Raw genomic sequence first — 15,622 nt, forward strand, 5'->3', positions numbered from 1 at the left:
TCGGACTCCGTCATACCTGGCTGGTGAATTCGTAGGCAAGCGCGATGAACTCGCCCGTCAAGCGGCTGATATCCGTCTCGCTGTAAATCCCGGGATCGTAGTGCGCGACGAGCCGGATGCGCTCGTCCGCGTCCGCCTGGAATTGCAGGCACAGCTCGGTGTAGAGCGGCCGGTAGCGGTACGGCCCCTCCTCCCACACATGCCCGTTCATCTCGATCCGGTAACCGGTGTTCTGGTTCTGGAACATGAACAGCATCCGGTACGGCGCGCCAGCGCGGCCCGAGGCCTGCACGATCACGTCGAGCGGTGCGTTGGCGTGTTGCATCGATTCGGCGAGACGTTCGCGGACGGCCGCCAGGATCGCGTCGTATCCGCGCGTTTCGTCGATCTCGACACCGATCGGGAGGTTCGTGATCCGGCAATCGATCTGCCCCAGTGTGTGTGCGTCGCGATTGTTCAGCGTGGTGCCGGTCAGGACCCGGCGCATGCCGGTCCGCCGTGCCACCAGCGTGTTGAATACCGCGTAGAACAGAACGAACGGCGTGATCTTGCGCACCCGGCAAACCGCCCGTACCGCGCGCAGCAGGTTGTCGGGCAGGATTGCGCACCGCTCCGCCGCGGGATACGGCAGCGGTGCGCCGGCCTCACGCGGCGCGCGTCCCGGTGTCGAGGCGAGCGTACTGGCCGGTGTCCCCGCAAGCTGCTCGCGCCAGTACGTCGCGTCCTCGGGCCGCCAGTTCGGCGTATCCGATACCGGGACCGGCTCCGCGGTGCGCTCGCCCTTCAGCGTGCGCTCGACGCGCCGCAACAGGTTCTCCAACCCGGTGCCGTCGATCAGGAGATGCGGAAAATTGATCGCGACATGATGACGCTCGCCGTGCCGCACGTACAGCACACGCGCGGCCGGACCGCGCTCGAGATCGAAGCGCCGGCCGAAGAACGCCGTCAGGCAGCGCTCGGGATCGTCCGATTCCGCGAGCGTCACCGCCTCCGCGGTCGTCACCCGCTCGCGCCGCTCGCCCAGCACGATGCCGTCGCCCGTCCATTTCAGCGTCATCGAGAAATCGGGAAGCCCGCTCAGGATCGCGTCGAGCGCGGCGCAAAAAGCCGGCCAGTCCGGCGCGACACCCGCCGACAGGCACAGCGGCACGTTGTAATGGCTGAAGTCGCCGCGCTGCAGCTTCTCGAGCAGGTAGAAGCGTGCCTGGTAGGCGTTCAGGCGCGTGCGCGGCGGTGCATCGGGCCCGTTCGACCCGGCGCGCGCGCCGACGCGCGCATTGATGCGCGCGGTCAGTAACGCGGGCGTCGGACAATCGTAGATGTCCGTCTGCGCCAGCATCACGCCGTAACGCTCGCTGACATGTGCGATCAATTCGACGGCAGAGATCGAGTCGCCGTTCAGTTCGAAGTAGTCGCTGTCGGGGGTGACCGACGGCTCGGCGAGCACCGCCGTGTAGAGTTCGACGATCTCGTCGCACGACGCTGTTCGCGCTTCCCCCGCCCCCCGGGCGGGCGGGGCCTCGGGCCGCTCGCTCGCGCCCGCAGCCGCGTTTGCGCCGCCTGCGTCCGGCACCAGCGTGTAGCGCCGTGCCGACAGTTCGGGCAGTGCCGCGTCGAACGCGCGGCACACGTCGTCCGGCGCCTGTTCGAGTATCACGTGCGCGTTCGTGCCGCCGACGCCAAACGAGCTGACGCCGCAGCACGTGCGTTCGCGCAGGTCGAGCACGTTTGCGTCGGCCGAAATGCTGAATGGCGAGTCGACGAGGGCCAGCAACGGGTTCGGATTGACGAGCCCGGCTGTGCCGGGATAAACGCGATGCTTCAGCGCGAGTACCGACTTGATCATCGACACGATGCCGGACGACCAGAACAGATGGCCGATGTGCCCCTTGATCGAGCCCAGCAGGATCGGTTCGGGCGTCGCGGGCGGCGGATAGGATTCGACGAAACGCCGGAGCGCACGCACCTCGATCGGATCCCCGATCGCCGTGGCCGTCGCATGACATTCGACGAAGGCCAGTCGATCGGGCGCGACGCCCGCATCGGCATAGGTGCCCTTCAGGAGCGCCACCTGCCCGTCCACCGCCGGCGCGGCGAAGCTGACCTTGTGCGCGCCGTCGTTGTTGACGCCCACGCCGCGCACCAGCGCATGAATCCGGTCGCCGTCTCGCCGCGCCCGGCTCAACGTCTTCAGCACGACCGCGCCGCCGCCATCGGCCGGAACGGTGCCGTCCGCCTCGGCATCGAACGGACGGCACACGCCCAGTCGCGAATAGATCGAGCCGGGCTCGTAAGCGTAGGCCCCGTCGAGCGGATACGTGATCGTCATGCCGCCCGCCACCACCGCGTCGCAGCGGCCGGCCCACAGCAGATGGCAGGCTTCGGCCGCCGCGACCAGCGACGACGAACAGCCGCTTTGAAGGTTGAAGGACGGCCCTTGCAGGTCGAACACGTAGCTGACGCGGGTCGCGAGAAAATCGGCACCCCGGTTGACCGTCTCCAGCAGCGCAGGCGGCGGCGCCATGCGCCCCTGTGCGACCAGCGCCGCGAGATGGTCGTGATAGGTACCGTTGGCCGCCTGCGACGCAACGACGCCCACCGTGCCGGGATGCGCGCCGCGCGGGTAGCCGGCATCGGCAAACGCGGCGTCGACGAGCATCAGGAACCGGCGGCACTGCGGGTCCATCACCTGCGCTTCCTGTTCGCTGATGCCGTAACGGGCGGCGTCGAACAGCTCGGCGGATTCGAGCCGCCGCTCAGGCCGCCCGCCGCGAGGCGGCGCTGCGAGCAACGCCCATAATGCTTCGTAGTCGCCGGCGCCCGGCACGCAGCAGGCCATGCCGACGATGGCGATCGGCTCGCGGGTGCCCGGATTCATTTGGTGTCGTCCATGTCGGTGAAGTCGAGCACCGCGCTGTCGGCCAGCATCGGATCCAGCCGCGTGCGGATGAACGCGAGATGCAACGGATGATTCTGGTACGCGTAGCGGTCCGCCTTGCTGTCGAACGCCATCACGAAGCAATGGCTGAAGCGGCCGTTGTGCGGGTTGTCGGCGTCGTTACGGCCGAAGTGATACGCGCGGATCGTCGGTATCCGGGTGCGCAGCCCGCCCAGCGCGCGCAGCGCATCATCCGCCTGCGACGCGCTCACGCCTTCGGCGAACGCGAACAGGATCACGTGGAAATACATAGCGCCTCCGCGAAGCGGTTGACGTGCGCGGCGACCTCCGCAAGTCGGGTGGCCTCGACGATGTCGACGTGGTGCGCGTCGATCCGCACGATCTCCGCATGCGGGCACCCGTCCCAGCCGTTGTCCGCCTTCGCCGCGTCGAATGCGCGGCGCAGCGGCCCGTCGGCGATCGGCAAGCGGCTACCGGTCGCGATGATGTTCAGGAACGGCAACGCCTGCAGCGCGGGCCTGAATGCGCGCGCCATGTCGCGCTCGACCCGGAAGACCGCGTTCAGCCGCCGCAACTGCCGTTCGTAGCGCGCCTTCCCGAAGCGCTCGACCAGCAGGCCCGCACTGTCAATGAAATACGGCAGCGCGTCATCGTCGAACAGCGCGGCGTGGCGTTCGTGAAACACGACCGAATCGATCGCGAGCAGGCCCGCGACCGGATAGCTCGCCGCGAGCCGCGCTGCAATCAGGTTCGCCAGCATGCCGCCGAGCGACCAGCCACCGATGCAAAGCGGCACGCAGACGTCCGGCACCGCCTCCGCGATCTGCGCGGCATACAGTGCGGCCAGTTCGTCGGCGTCGCGGATCAGGTCGCCTTCGTCCGAATACAGGTTGTACGAGTCGATCGCAAGCAGCTCTATGTCGTCCGACAGATGCGCGGCCAACGGCTGGTAGATCTCGGCGCCGGAAATGCTGGCATGCACGAGGACGAGCCGCAGGCGCGGCGTCGAGCGCGCCGCGCGCAGCCGCTTCACGAGCCCGCCGTCGGCGCGCGCGGGCGCCGCCAGCAATGCGGCGATGCTCCGCAGCTGCTCGCCGAAGCGATCGTGCGTGTCGATCCAGTCGAGGTCGATGCCGACGTCGAACGCGTCGTTGATATCGCTCACCATCGTCAGCGCGAGCATCGAATGCCCGCCTTCGTCGACAAACGACGTCGCGTCGCTCACTTGCCTGAGCATCAGCGCAGACTTCCAGATGTCCGCCAGCGCCGGTTCGATGCCCGGCAGTGGCGCCGTCGCCGCGGCATCCATCGCGACCGCCGGCCCCGGTGCGTCGACTCGCACGTCCGGATCGATTTCACTCACGCCGAGATCGAGGATGCGTGCATCCGGGTCCGGCACGCACGGGAGGCCATCCGGCGTCGCGTCGACACCCGCACGGCCGAAACCGTCGAACCGCTGCGCAAGCTCCGCAAGATCCATCGCCGTCACACACGCGACGCACGCGCTGCCCGCGGCGCGCCGGTTCAGCGTACGGGCGACGTCGCGGAACTCGGCACCGGATTGCCGCACGGTCTCGGCAAGGTCGCGCATCATCGCGGCGACGCGTTCCGGCGTGCTGGCGCCGACGTAGACGTGCAGCGGCCCGGGCGGCGCCGCGCCGCGAGGCTCGGCGAACGCGGGCGGCGACTCGACCAGCACCGCGCAATTGGTCCCGCCGATGCCGAGCGAATTGACGATACCCGTCAACGGCCCGGTCGCTGGCGCGCGCGATTGCGGCACATAGAGAGGCCCGTTGTCGAACGAGATGCGCGGATTCAGCGCGCGATGGTTCGCGGCGGGCGCGATGCATTGGCGCCGCGCCTGCACGGCCGCGCGCAACAGACCGGCGAGGCCCGCGACCGTGTCCAGGTGGCCGATCGACGACTTCACCGACGCGACCGCCGTGGCGTTTGCGCCGCGCCGGCTGCCGGCGAACGCCTTCTGCAGCGCCGCCGCCTCGATCACGTCGCCGATGTAGGTTCCGGAGCCATGTGCCTCGACAAAGTCGATGTCGCTCGCGTCCAACCCCGCTCCCGTCAGCAGGCCGTCGAGATTCTCGGCAACCGCCACGGAGCTGGGCGACGTATAGGTCGCCTTGTGGCTGCCGTCGTTGTTGACCCGGCTGCCGCGCAGCACGGCGAGCAGCGCGTCGCCGTCGCGCCGCGCGTCGTCGAGCCGCTTCAGCACGAACACGACGCAGCCGAAGCCCGGCACCATTCCGTCCGCATCGCGGTCGAACGAGCGCACCACGCCCGATCTCGACAGGTTCATGCCGGGATGGTACGCATAGCCGTCGTGCAGCGGAAACGGCAGGCTGGCGCCGCCCGCCAGCACGAGATCGCAATCGCCGAGCCTCAGCGCCTGCATCGCGGCGTGGATCACGAGCAGGCCGCTCGAGCACGCGGACTGCACGCCGTAGCTCGGGCCGCGCAGGTTCAGCACGTGCGACACGCGCAGCGATTGCTGCTCCTTGTTCGAGCCGATTTCGATCTCGAACGGATGGTATTTCGCCGCCACGTCGTGCTGAGCTCGGACCACGCTCGCATACTCGGTGTCGGATGCGGTGGAAATCACCGCGGTGCGCGCGGGCAGCGCTTTCGGGTAGTAGCCGGCCGATTCCGCCGCTTTCCAGCAGTGCTGGATGAACAGCCGCTGTTGCGGATCGATGATGACGCTGTCGCGCAGCGACAGCCCGTACAGGCGATAGTCGAACCGCGGCCAGTCCGTCATGTAGCCTGCCCGATCGACCCACCCCTCGCGAGGCGGTGCCGCGTCGTCGGGCGACGAAAACGCGTCCTCGCCGGCGAACACCAGCCGTTCGAAATCGCCGAGCGTGCCCGCGCCCGGCAACGCGAGTGACGCCCCGATCACCGCGACCCTGGCATCCGGTTGCGCGACGTGTGCCATGTCAGCGTGCCCAGGTGTTCCGATACTGGTCGTCGTCCACCATGAACCACAGCTCCTTCACCTTGTCGCCGACGAAGCGCTTCTCGACCATGATATTGATCCGGCGGCTGCGGCCACTCTCCTTCTCCGTGACGTCGCGAACCAGGCGCGCGAAGGTCCGATCGCCGCTCGCAAACACCGATTCGATCGTTGTCCTGATGTCCGAGTGCGCGGCGACGAAGTCGCGCATCGACGACTTCAGCGACTCGACGCTCAGATCCTTCCCGTTGAAATGGCAGACGGCGTCGTCGTGATAATGGTTATTCACCGCGGGGCAGTTGCCGGTGTCGAACACGTCCGTATACAGCGAGCGTACGACCGCGATCATGGTGTCTTCCATACTCCCTCCTTGACGAAAGTCAGGCTGTTCCCGCTGTACGGGCTCTTGCGCAGCACGCGGCGCGGCACCGCGAAAAACGGCAGCCGCCGCGCCGTGTACAGCAGTTCATCCCACGACGCGCCCGCCATCTGTTCGGCCAGCGCGTCGAACGCGAGCGGGTCCAGCGGCCGCGACGTCCAGAAGAACGTCGCGGGCGCGCCGAAATCCCATGGCATCATCTCGACCTGGTTCAGGCATGCGAGGTCGTGCAGCATCTTCTGCGCGACATGACCCATGCCCACGCGGTTGTAATTGCCGTACCGATCGAAGCGGTCTTCGCCTCGCCGGCACGCCTGCCAGACCTTCGCGACCGGCTTCGACAGATGCTCGGCCACATCGCGGAAATCGATCTCGACGTCGATCTTCCGCGCGCGCAGCACCGGCCAGTTCATCGACGCGTCGCCCCGCAGCCAGCGCCCCTGCTCGTCGAGCCAGTACTCGACGAGGGTCTGCTCGTGCGCGAGGCGCGGATAGAAATACGTGCAATACGCATAGCGGATGCGCGCGGGTATGCCCTTGTGACGCAGCATCCCGCACGCGACCTTCGAGATGTTGACGCAGTTGCCGATGGTCTTGTGCTCGAGCGGCACGTCTTCGCGCAAATCCCGGACACCGTGCGCGGCGACCTTTCCGAGCAGGTCCTCGACCCGGTACACATCCATCTCGGCCAGTCGATGCGGCCCGATTCGGGCGGCGTTCAGGCCGCCGTGATGCTCGACCACATGGCGAGCGGCCTGAAACAGCACGTCGATGTCGTCGCCGAGCGAATCGAACAGGTACCCATAGCGGCCCGGATCGGTATTCGACGTGTGCCGCAGGTAGTACGCCCGCTCAGTACGCGTATCGTTCACGAATCAGCTCCTCAAGCCCGCCCAGCGACCCCGCCTCGTAGATGTCCAGGATGTCGAGATGCACGCCGAGCTGGGTTTCGATCTCGGCCTGCAGGCGCGCGATGCCGATCGAGTCGAAGCCGATGTCGAACAGGCGAGCCTGGCGGTTCGTCGCCGGCGCGCGAGTCAGCCTCGCAATCAGACGCGCAAGCGCATCACTCCCCGCATCCCGCCCGGCCTGCTTCGCCTGTTCCGCCAGCAATGTTTCCGCGCGGCGCGCGAGCGCCCGGCCGTCGGTCTTGTCGTTGCGCGTGAGCGGCCAATCGGAGACGAACACGATCCGCCTGGGCTTCTCCCATGCGTTCAGCACGCCGTCGAGCCGCGCGTCGGCATGACGCCAGCCGTCGCGCGCCACGCCCGCCGCGTGACACACCAGCACCAGCCCCTGCATCGTCTCCGAATGGAACGCATGAACCCGTTCGGCCAGGCCGGCCTGCACGCAGCGCCGCTCGACGCCGCCGAGATCGACGCGATGGCCATTCAGCTTCACCTGCGCGTCGCATCGTCCGATGAAATGGTAAATTCCGTGCGCATCGCGCCGGACTTCGTCGCCGGTGTCGTAGAAGCGTCCGCTGACCGCACGTTCGTGCGCGGCGAACGCAGTCCCGCCCGTCTCGCCGACGTAGCCGGCGGCCAGCCCGGCGCCCGACACCAGCAGGCGCCCCTGGGCCGCCCCGTCGAGCAGTTCGCTCGTGCCGGCGCGCCGGATCTCGCACTGCACGCCTCGCACCGGACGGCCGAGCGGCACCTCGTCGACGACGCCGCGCATTACGTCGGGCGTAAGCGCGGCGATCGTCGTGAACACCGTGTTCTCGGTCGGGCCGTAGCCGTTGAACAGCGCCGTGCCGCGTGCGCCGTCGACGAAGCGGCGCGCCGCCTCGGGATCCACCTTCTCGCCACCGACCAGAAGCGTGCGCAGCGTGGCCAGTGCGGCCCAGCGATCCGCCAGCACCAGCGTGTTGAACAGGCCGGCGGTCATCCACATCACCGAGATCCGCTCGCGGCGGATCGCCGACTGCAGCACCGCGTGATCGAGCACATCGCGCTTGTCGAGCACGACGAGCGTGTTGCCGTTCAGCAGCGGTGTGAAGATCTCGAACGTCGACGCGTCGAACGACAGCGACGAATACGCGGCGAACACGTCCTGCGGGTCGAGCGGCAGGAAGTCCGGCGCATGCAGCAGGTTGCACACCGACGCGCGGCGCACCATCACGCCTTTCGGCTGCCCGGTGGAGCCCGACGTGAACATGATCGACATCACGCCGTCGAGCGCGCCGGTATGCACGGGCGCACCGGCATCGAGGCCGGTCAGCCCGAGTTCGCCGGTATCGAGATCGAGCCGCTCGACCAACGCGCAGCATCGGGCGGTGCGCAGCATGCCGGAGCGCACTGTCGCGGCCGTGCCGGCGTCGATCGGCACGAACACCTTGCCGGCGTCGAGGCAGGCCAGCATGAACACGATGGCTTCCGGGTGCGGCAGGCAGAAGCCGACGACCGGGCCCGGCGCGCGCATACGCAGCGTGGCGGCGATTCGGCGCGCGCGGTCGAGCAGCGCGCCGAAGCGCAGTCGCACCGCGCCGGAGACGATCGCCTCCTTGTGCGCGTGCACGGCGCAAACATCCGAAATAAGCTCGTACATGGCGAGTCAGTCATGTGGCGGGGCGCCGCCGGAAGTCCGGCCCCGCGCCCCTGGGTCCATTCGCGCCGTGGTTCGCCGGCGCAGGTTGCATCGCTGTTGCGGCCGGTCTCCCCGGTCAGTCGTCGCCGCCGCGACCGTCGAACACCCGCACGGCCGAATACGCGAACGCCAGCAGGAAACCGACCAGCACCAGCAAGGACAGCGGCACGGGGAATACATAGTGCCCAGACAGGCTTCCCCGCAACAGGTCCACGCCATAAGCGACCGGGTCGACGTACGCGAGCGCCCGCAGCCAGGCCGGGACGTTGTCGAGCGGATAGATGGCACCGGACAGAAAGAACATCGGCAGCAGGATCGTGTTCGTGAAGACCGGGAACGACGTGATCGCCGAGAGCCGGGCCGCGAAGCCGACGCCGAGCGCGGAAAACACGACCGCCGACAACGCCATCGCGAGCACGAACTTCACGAGGCTCGCCACCGTGAACGTCACGCCGACGAACGGCGCGAGCAGCAGCAGCAGGATCGCGATCACCATTGCCTGAAGCGCGCCCGACAGGATCTTGCCGAACGCGATCGCATTGCGCGACACCGGCGCAACGAGCAGCGCCTTCAGAAAGCCGACCTGCCTGTCGACGACGATGCCGATCGCGGCGGAGCTCGAATTGAACAGCAGCGTCAGGATCACGATACCGGGGTAGATGTACTTCTGGTACCCGCCGCTCCCGAAATGCGCGCCGGCGCTGGCACTGAGGCCCGAGCCGAGCACGAACAGATACAGGAGCGGCTGCACCAGGCTCATCAGCACCCGGTTGCGATTGATCCACAGACGCTCGATGTCCAGAAAAATGATGCCGACGATGCCGTTCATGCGACGAGGCCCTCCTTCACGTTCCTTTTGCCGACCCTCTGCCCGTTGACGAGGCTGTGCCCGGTCAGCAGCAGAAACACATCCTCGAGACTCGGCTCGCGCACCTCGACCTTCTCGACGCGCGCCGGCAAGTCCCGCACCAGATCCGGCACCATGTTCGACAGATTCCTGCCGGTGATGCACAGGCCGCTCTCGTCCGAGTCGACCGCATAGCCGCGCTCTACCAGCCAGTCATGCGCAAGCGCGTCGTTGTCGGTCGAGAGCTGGATGATGCCGCCGCCTACCTGCGCCTTGAGCGCCTGCGGCGTGTCGATCGCGACAATGCGGCCCTTGTCGATCAGCGCGATCCGGTCGGCAACGTCGGCTTCTTCCATGTAGTGCGTCGTGAAGAAAACCGTCTTCCCGACGTCGGCCAGTTCGCGCACTTTCGACCAGAACAGCCTGCGCGCGGTGAGGTCGAGGCCGAGCGTCGCCTCATCGAGGCACAGAAGCGCGGGATCCGCGATCAGCGCCCGCGCGAGTTCCAGCCTGCGTCGCTGCCCGCCCGACAATTGCCGCGCCGGGCGATCGGCGACGTCGGTGAGTTCGAGACTGGCCAGGATCTCCTCGGTCCGCTGCCGCGCGATCGCGCGAGGCAGCCCGTAGAAATGCGTCATCAGGTTCAGGTTCTTTCGAACCGACAGGATGTCGGCCAGCGCGGGCTCCTGAAAGACGATGCCGATATGGCGGCGCACCCACGCACGCTCTTTCACCACGTCGCGGCCGTAAACCTCGAGCGCGCCCGAAGTCGGCTTGCGCAGGGTCGAGAGGATCGAAAAGAAGGTGGTCTTTCCGGCTCCGTTCGGCCCCAGTAATGCGAACATTTCGCCCGGGCGGACCGTCAGCTCGACTTCGTCGAGCACCACGAGATCACCGAACTTCTTGCTCAGCCCTCGTGCGGCAATGCTGTTTTGCTGCGTAGAGACACTCATCGTGATTCTCCGGAATCCGGGAGGGTTGGATCGATGCGCGCCGCCAGCCCGATGGCCGGGCATGATTCGCACGTTATGGGGATCAATTCAACCTCGCTTCTGGTTCGTTTGACGGCATTCCGAATAGACACCGATTTTCAACGACGAAAATCCGGAATTAATTTCGACGAGCCGCACTTCTATCATGTGAGTTTCAGGCCTGTCAACAAAAGGCATACTGCAAGATTTAACAGCCACCTCGGCAGCATTGATGAAAACATCAAGCAATTCAATGGGAATCGCCTTTCTTTCGATTGCGAAAGATATTTGAAAGAAACAGGCGTCACCGTCATTTTTCGATCGAAATATATGGATCGAATAAAAATACGAAACGATCTGCGAAATGAAATTGAAAGATTATCCGGATACCGAAACGGCCTGTCTAAGATAACAGGTATACAATCCCGCACACTCCATGTATTAATCTCGTTGCAAAAGGCGGCACCCCGCAATACGAAGATGCGCCTTGATTAATTTCAATGCGACACCAAAATCCGACGAAATTCGACCCTTTGTTAAAAACAGGAACTTTTTCGCCAATTCCATTCGCAACCGGGAATAATCCCGAAAACCATACAGCCCGCTTTCACCATGAGCGTTAGTAATTCGCCACCTATTTCGAGGCGAATGGGTGTCGCGCGCCTGCAAAAATGCGAAGCGCCGTTGTAATTCCGGATTTTAATCCTGTTTGTACGGTTTAAATATCCATTTATATATCGCTCGCAATTGCGTCCCCGTTATTTTTTGAATGAGCGGACTGCGACGATTGGAATCGGATCAAGCATGCGAACCAGTTGGACAACAGGAGTTCGTTATGGATGTGCGTTGCAGTAGTCCCGCGTCGCCCGTGCACGAATCGCCCGTCGACCACGACATCTTCGGCAGCTCGATTTACTACCGGCTATTCCTCGAGGCGGAAACGGTCCGGTGGCGCATGGGCGACATACCGTGGTCGTCGATCGATATCCGCAGCACCCCGCGGGCCTGGATCGCGCTGGCCAGAGAGATCGCCTATACCGAGCTCACACCGTTCAACGCGACCGCGCAGTATCTGCAGGATTACGCGAGCGACATCGATTTTACGCAGTGGGCAACGGTCTGGCTCTACGAGGAAATGAAGCATCCGCAGGCGATGATCCGGTGGCTGCACGAATTTGGCGAGACGGTCGACAGCCGCTTCGTGACGGAGGGCCGCAAGGTCGAGATCATCCCTTCGTTGATGGCGACGCTCGTCACGAACGTCTATGCGGAAGTGCTTGCCTGGTCGTTGTACATGCTGATCTCGAAGCGCTCGCCCGAGCCGGTGCTCGCGCAGGTGACCCGCCTGCTGGCCGGCGACGAGGCGCGTCACGCGAGCGGCTTTTATTCGTATGCGAAGAAGCTGCTTGCGAACTCGGACAAACCGGATCGCGAGCGGCTGACGGCGCTGAAGGTCATGTACTTCTGGGCCGAAACCAATCACCGGGTAGAGCATCCGGTCAACCTGTTCCTGCGACGAATGGCGGACCGCCCCGAAGTGCTGGAGGCGATTCCGCTCGCCGATTTCCAGGCCTGCGCGAAGAAGATGTACGCGCGTGTCTATCCGCTGCTGGGCAACCTGCTCGGCCTGCGGATCAACAATGTCGACGACGTGTACCTGCATCTGAAAACGCTGCGATAACCCAATCCCGACGAGGAATTCCAGCAAATGACGCAAGCCGAGCATACCCACGCAAGCGAGCAGTACATCTATTCGGTCGACGACAGCCAGTGCATCGCATGCGGCGCCTGCACGTCCCTCGTCCCGTCGTGCATGCGCATGGAAGACGGTCTCGCCAGGATCTTCGCGCAGCCGGCCACCGACGAGGCACGCGCGGACATGACGGCCGCGTTCTTCAGTTGTCCCGCCGCGGCGATCCGGCGCACGCATGCCAAGCGTTGACGACGCTCGCCGAGCGGACGGCGCGCCGCCGCGATCGCGCCCGCCTGATGACCGCAAGGCCGTCGCCTTGCCTAACGATTGAAGGATTTGCCATGCGTCCAACAGCATTACCCGGTGACGAACGCCTGATGAAGCTGTTCCGCAACGCCACCGAGGAACAGTGGGTGCCCGGCCAGACGTTCGAATGGAACGTCGAATGGGACTACGCGAACCCGTTGCGCATGGCGAGCCTCGAATACGAGATCAGCGACGGTGCGTTCTGGAGCAAGGTCGGCGACAAAGGCCGCGAGTCGCTGTCACGCGACTTCCAGGTTTGGCGGCTGTCGCAGATGCTGCACGCGGAGCTGGCCGCGCTCGACGTGTGCGCGAAACTCACGCAGCTTCACACGGACGTGCCGGCCAAGCTCTGCTGCACGTTGCAGGCCGCCGACGAGGCGCGGCACGTGCAGGTGTTCACGCGGCTTCTCGACGAAATCGGCTCGGCCCCGTTCCCGATCACGCCGTCGCTCGGGACGCTGATTGACCAGGTCGGGCGTGACAACCGGATCAGCTTCCTGTCGCTCGGCATGCAGATCCTGATCGAAGGGGTCGGCATCGGCGCGTTCCGGCGCATCAGCATCGCGACCGACTCGGCGTTCGTGCGCACGCTGTTCTCCTACATCATGAAGGACGAGGCCCGCCATTTCGCGCTGGGGCGCCTGATCGTCAGCGAGCCCGAGCGACTCAACGACGAAGTCGGTCCGGCCGAACTCGACGATTTCCTCGACGAAGCGCTCGCGCTACTCGACGAGTACCTTCGCCCGACCGAGGTGCTGGCGCGATTCGGATGCTCGGCGGACCAGGCGAAGCAACTGATCGACGGATCGTCGTTCGGCAAGCAGTTCCGCCGGACGGTATTCGGGCAGATCGGCAGGCCGGTGCTCGAGCTGGATCTCGACCCGCGTGCGAAGACTCGCCAACGCCTCGAGGCGTTGGCGGGGCTGGCCAGCTGACGCCGGCCGGCCAAACGCCGTTCATCCGTCATTCGATGTCAACCGACGCCGCACGCCTCGCGTCGTCGTCCAATCTGCAAAGGGTCATCAAATGGGTCTTCTTCAGCGACTGCGGACAGCGAATGCCGAATTCGCGATGCAACTTCGCCATACCTGCCTGCCGGAGACGGTTCGCGGCGACGCCGCCGCGTTCGTCGACCTGCGGCCGGCCGACGACGACGTCGGCGGGCTGACCGGCGCGCTGTTCGGCATTCCGGACGGCGGACTGCTCGCGTGTGTCGCACCGGCGCCCGACGGCGGCCGCGTACTGTATCTCGACGCCGCCGCGTACCGGAGCGCGATCGCGCTGCGCTCATCCGGCGACGGCGACAACGCGCTCGGTCAGCTCTCCATCGCCGATGACGCGAACCTCGTGGGGCAGCCGCTGACCGACGCCGAGCTGTCGCGCATTCGCGCCGGCTACCTGCTGCGCGTGATCGCGGAACTCGTCGGCGAGGCCACCGAGGTCAAGCGGCAGACCGCGCGCTTCCTGATCGACAGGAAAAGCACGACCGGCGTCCTGATCGACCTGCCGGACGTTCGCACGCAGCTTTCGCATGTCCATGCGTGGCTCGACGTGCTCGAGGCCGCGCACGCCGAACTGACCGGGCGGCCCGCTTCGCCGCGCACGTGCGCAGAAGCCGAAGTCCTGCTGGTCGCCGCGCTCAGGAAACTGCAGATGTTCGCCAATCAGTGCGTTCAGCTGAACGGCGGCTGGGGCTACATCGAGCGCAATCCGGTCGCCGCGTTCTACCGCGACCTGAATGCGGCTCGTCCGCTGCTGCGGATCAGCGCGACCGGCCCGAGCACCCCGATCGACTGGACCCAGCCGTTCGTCGCGGCCACCGACGACGAGCACGCGTTCCGCGCGACCTTCGCCGAGTATCTGCACGAACGGGTCGCGCCCGTGTTCGACGCATGGGAGGCCGGCGGCCGCATTCCACGCGAGGGATTCGAGGAACTGGGCAAGCACGGCTACCTCGGGCAGGCGTGCCCGCGAGAATGGGGCGGTGGCGGCGCCGGCATGATTCGGCACATGCACATGACCGAGCAGATGATGCTCGAAAATCTGTTCGGACTGACGGTCAGCACGATGCTGATCGCGAATACGGTCGTGCCGATCCTGACACGCTACGGCTCGGAGGACCTGAAGGACCGCTTCCTGCCGGCGATCGCGGCCGGCCGCACGATCCCCTGCCTCGCGGTGACCGAGAGCGGTAGCGCCGGGGCGATGGTGACCACGCTCGCGACGACCGCAGACGATCGCGGCAACCATTGGGTCGTGAACGGCGACAAGCATTACATCACGAACTCGCCCGCCGCCGATGTCGCATTCGTGCTCACGCGCACGACGCGCGGCGCCGACGCGCAGGGTCTCACGCTGCTGTGTGTGTCGATGGACCTGCCGGGCGTCGAGATCGTGGAGAAATACGCGAAGCTCGGCGCACACGCGTCGGAAACCGGGCATATCCGGTTTACCGACGTGAAGGTGCCGAAGCAGAACACCGTCGGCTATGTCGGGTCCGGCCTGCTATACGTCGTCGACGTGATCGTCGAGGAGCGCGTGCTGATTGCGGCCGCCGCGGTTTCGTATGCGCTCTACTGCCTGAACCGTACGCTCGCGCAGTTGCCCGCGCGGAACGACGCGGCGGCGCTCGCTGATCTGCGCTGCGAGGCGGCGGCGCTGCGCGTGCGCTGCTGGCAAACGGCACGGCGCGCGGCGGCGCGCACGTCGATTTCCACCGACGCGGCGATGCTCAAGTACCTGTGCGGCGATTTCGTGCGCGACTGCATCGATGCGTGCGAAGACGCGCTGCTCGCGGGTCGCCGCGCGCCGGGCGACATCGCGTGGCTTCAGCGCGCGCGCCTCGACGGCCGCGTGATGAGCCTCTTCACCGGCGCGTCCGGCGTCATGAAGGACTACTACAGCCGGCGCGTGACCGCAGGCCTGCGGCTGCATGCGTCCGCGTGAGCGGGCCTGCCGCCCTTCGACGTTCGA

Annotated in this window: 13 protein-coding genes; 5 read left to right on the top strand and 8 right to left on the bottom strand. The window is 66.0% G+C overall.

What is annotated here, in order from left to right; all coding sequences use genetic code 11:
• Window positions 1–10: 10 nt before the first annotated feature.
• From FPJ27_RS12730 to FPJ27_RS12765, 8 genes are all read right to left on the bottom strand, one after another.
• Window positions 11–2,878 carry a polyketide synthase gene (locus FPJ27_RS12730; RefSeq protein WP_204421365.1) on the bottom strand — a complete coding sequence of 956 codons (2,868 nt, stop codon included), beginning with the start codon at window positions 2,876–2,878 and terminating at the stop codon, window positions 11–13.
• Window positions 2,875–3,189: a Dabb family protein gene (locus tag FPJ27_RS12735; RefSeq protein ID WP_072439035.1), complete on the bottom strand. Its 315-nt coding sequence runs from the start codon at window positions 3,187–3,189 to the stop codon at window positions 2,875–2,877. Before FPJ27_RS12735 ends, FPJ27_RS12730 begins: the two co-directional genes overlap by 4 nt.
• The gene (locus FPJ27_RS12740) at window positions 3,174–5,846 is read right to left on the bottom strand and encodes a beta-ketoacyl synthase N-terminal-like domain-containing protein (RefSeq protein WP_204421366.1); all 2,673 of its coding nucleotides are present in this window, start codon (window positions 5,844–5,846) and stop codon (window positions 3,174–3,176) included. Before FPJ27_RS12740 ends, FPJ27_RS12735 begins: the two co-directional genes overlap by 16 nt.
• 1 nt (window position 5,847) lies before the next feature.
• Window positions 5,848–6,225, bottom strand: a complete 378-nt coding sequence (locus FPJ27_RS12745; RefSeq protein ID WP_175959322.1) for an ester cyclase — start codon at window positions 6,223–6,225, stop codon at window positions 5,848–5,850.
• Window positions 6,210–7,115 (bottom strand): transglutaminase domain-containing protein, encoded by a 906-nt coding sequence (locus FPJ27_RS12750; protein WP_072439041.1) that lies wholly within the window; start codon window positions 7,113–7,115, stop codon window positions 6,210–6,212. Before FPJ27_RS12750 ends, FPJ27_RS12745 begins: the two co-directional genes overlap by 16 nt.
• The gene (locus tag FPJ27_RS12755; protein WP_204421367.1) at window positions 7,096–8,793 is read right to left on the bottom strand and encodes a non-ribosomal peptide synthetase; all 1,698 of its coding nucleotides are present in this window, start codon (window positions 8,791–8,793) and stop codon (window positions 7,096–7,098) included. Before FPJ27_RS12755 ends, FPJ27_RS12750 begins: the two co-directional genes overlap by 20 nt.
• A gap of 115 nt (window positions 8,794–8,908) precedes the next feature.
• Window positions 8,909–9,661 (bottom strand): ABC transporter permease, encoded by a 753-nt coding sequence (locus FPJ27_RS12760; protein ID WP_072439045.1) that lies wholly within the window; start codon window positions 9,659–9,661, stop codon window positions 8,909–8,911.
• Window positions 9,658–10,566 (bottom strand): ATP-binding cassette domain-containing protein, encoded by a 909-nt coding sequence (locus FPJ27_RS12765; RefSeq protein WP_204421368.1) that lies wholly within the window; start codon window positions 10,564–10,566, stop codon window positions 9,658–9,660. The genes FPJ27_RS12760 and FPJ27_RS12765 overlap by 4 nt, the downstream gene beginning before the upstream one ends.
• Window positions 10,567–10,665: 99 nt before the next feature.
• Between FPJ27_RS12765 and FPJ27_RS12770 the strand changes: the two genes are divergently transcribed.
• The 5 genes from FPJ27_RS12770 (at window position 10,666) to FPJ27_RS12790 (ending at window position 15,595) form a co-directional block, all read left to right on the top strand.
• Window positions 10,666–11,145, top strand: a complete 480-nt coding sequence (locus tag FPJ27_RS12770) for a hypothetical protein (protein WP_204421369.1) — start codon at window positions 10,666–10,668, stop codon at window positions 11,143–11,145.
• A gap of 340 nt (window positions 11,146–11,485) precedes the next feature.
• On the top strand, window positions 11,486–12,331 hold the full coding sequence (locus FPJ27_RS12775; protein WP_143155737.1) for a hypothetical protein: 846 nt from the start codon (window positions 11,486–11,488) through the stop codon (window positions 12,329–12,331).
• 27 nt (window positions 12,332–12,358) lie between these two features.
• Complete coding sequence (locus FPJ27_RS12780; RefSeq protein ID WP_204421370.1) at window positions 12,359–12,592, top strand: ferredoxin; 234 nt, start codon at window positions 12,359–12,361, stop codon at window positions 12,590–12,592.
• Between the two features lie 92 nt (window positions 12,593–12,684).
• Window positions 12,685–13,584, top strand: a complete 900-nt coding sequence (locus FPJ27_RS12785) for a ferritin-like domain-containing protein (protein WP_204421371.1) — start codon at window positions 12,685–12,687, stop codon at window positions 13,582–13,584.
• A gap of 136 nt (window positions 13,585–13,720) precedes the next feature.
• Window positions 13,721–15,595 carry an acyl-CoA dehydrogenase family protein gene (locus tag FPJ27_RS12790; protein WP_204421372.1) on the top strand — a complete coding sequence of 625 codons (1,875 nt, stop codon included), beginning with the start codon at window positions 13,721–13,723 and terminating at the stop codon, window positions 15,593–15,595.
• The last annotated feature ends 27 nt before the right edge of the window (window positions 15,596–15,622 follow it).

The organism is Burkholderia sp. MS455 (assembly GCF_016899445.1).
GTDB classification, from domain to species: Bacteria; Pseudomonadota; Gammaproteobacteria; order Burkholderiales; family Burkholderiaceae; genus Burkholderia; species Burkholderia pyrrocinia_C.

What these genes read in the sequence shown, in the direction of transcription:
- FPJ27_RS12730 (WP_204421365.1), bottom strand. Translation starts at nt 2,878, where the DNA reads ATGAATCCGGGCACCCGCGAGCCGATCGCCATCGTCGGCATGGCCTGC.
- FPJ27_RS12735 (WP_072439035.1), bottom strand. Translation starts at nt 3,189, where the DNA reads ATGTATTTCCACGTGATCCTGTTCGCGTTCGCCGAAGGCGTGAGCGCG.
- FPJ27_RS12740 (WP_204421366.1), bottom strand. Translation starts at nt 5,846, where the DNA reads ATGGCACACGTCGCGCAACCGGATGCCAGGGTCGCGGTGATCGGGGCG.
- FPJ27_RS12745 (WP_175959322.1), bottom strand. Translation starts at nt 6,225, where the DNA reads ATGGAAGACACCATGATCGCGGTCGTACGCTCGCTGTATACGGACGTG.
- FPJ27_RS12755 (WP_204421367.1), bottom strand. Translation starts at nt 8,793, where the DNA reads ATGTACGAGCTTATTTCGGATGTTTGCGCCGTGCACGCGCACAAGGAG.
- FPJ27_RS12760 (WP_072439045.1), bottom strand. Translation starts at nt 9,661, where the DNA reads ATGAACGGCATCGTCGGCATCATTTTTCTGGACATCGAGCGTCTGTGG.
- FPJ27_RS12770 (WP_204421369.1), top strand. Translation starts at nt 10,666, where the DNA reads ATGCGCGCCGCCAGCCCGATGGCCGGGCATGATTCGCACGTTATGGGG.
- FPJ27_RS12775 (WP_143155737.1), top strand. Translation starts at nt 11,486, where the DNA reads ATGGATGTGCGTTGCAGTAGTCCCGCGTCGCCCGTGCACGAATCGCCC.
- FPJ27_RS12780 (WP_204421370.1), top strand. Translation starts at nt 12,359, where the DNA reads ATGACGCAAGCCGAGCATACCCACGCAAGCGAGCAGTACATCTATTCG.
- FPJ27_RS12785 (WP_204421371.1), top strand. Translation starts at nt 12,685, where the DNA reads ATGCGTCCAACAGCATTACCCGGTGACGAACGCCTGATGAAGCTGTTC.
- FPJ27_RS12790 (WP_204421372.1), top strand. Translation starts at nt 13,721, where the DNA reads ATGCAACTTCGCCATACCTGCCTGCCGGAGACGGTTCGCGGCGACGCC.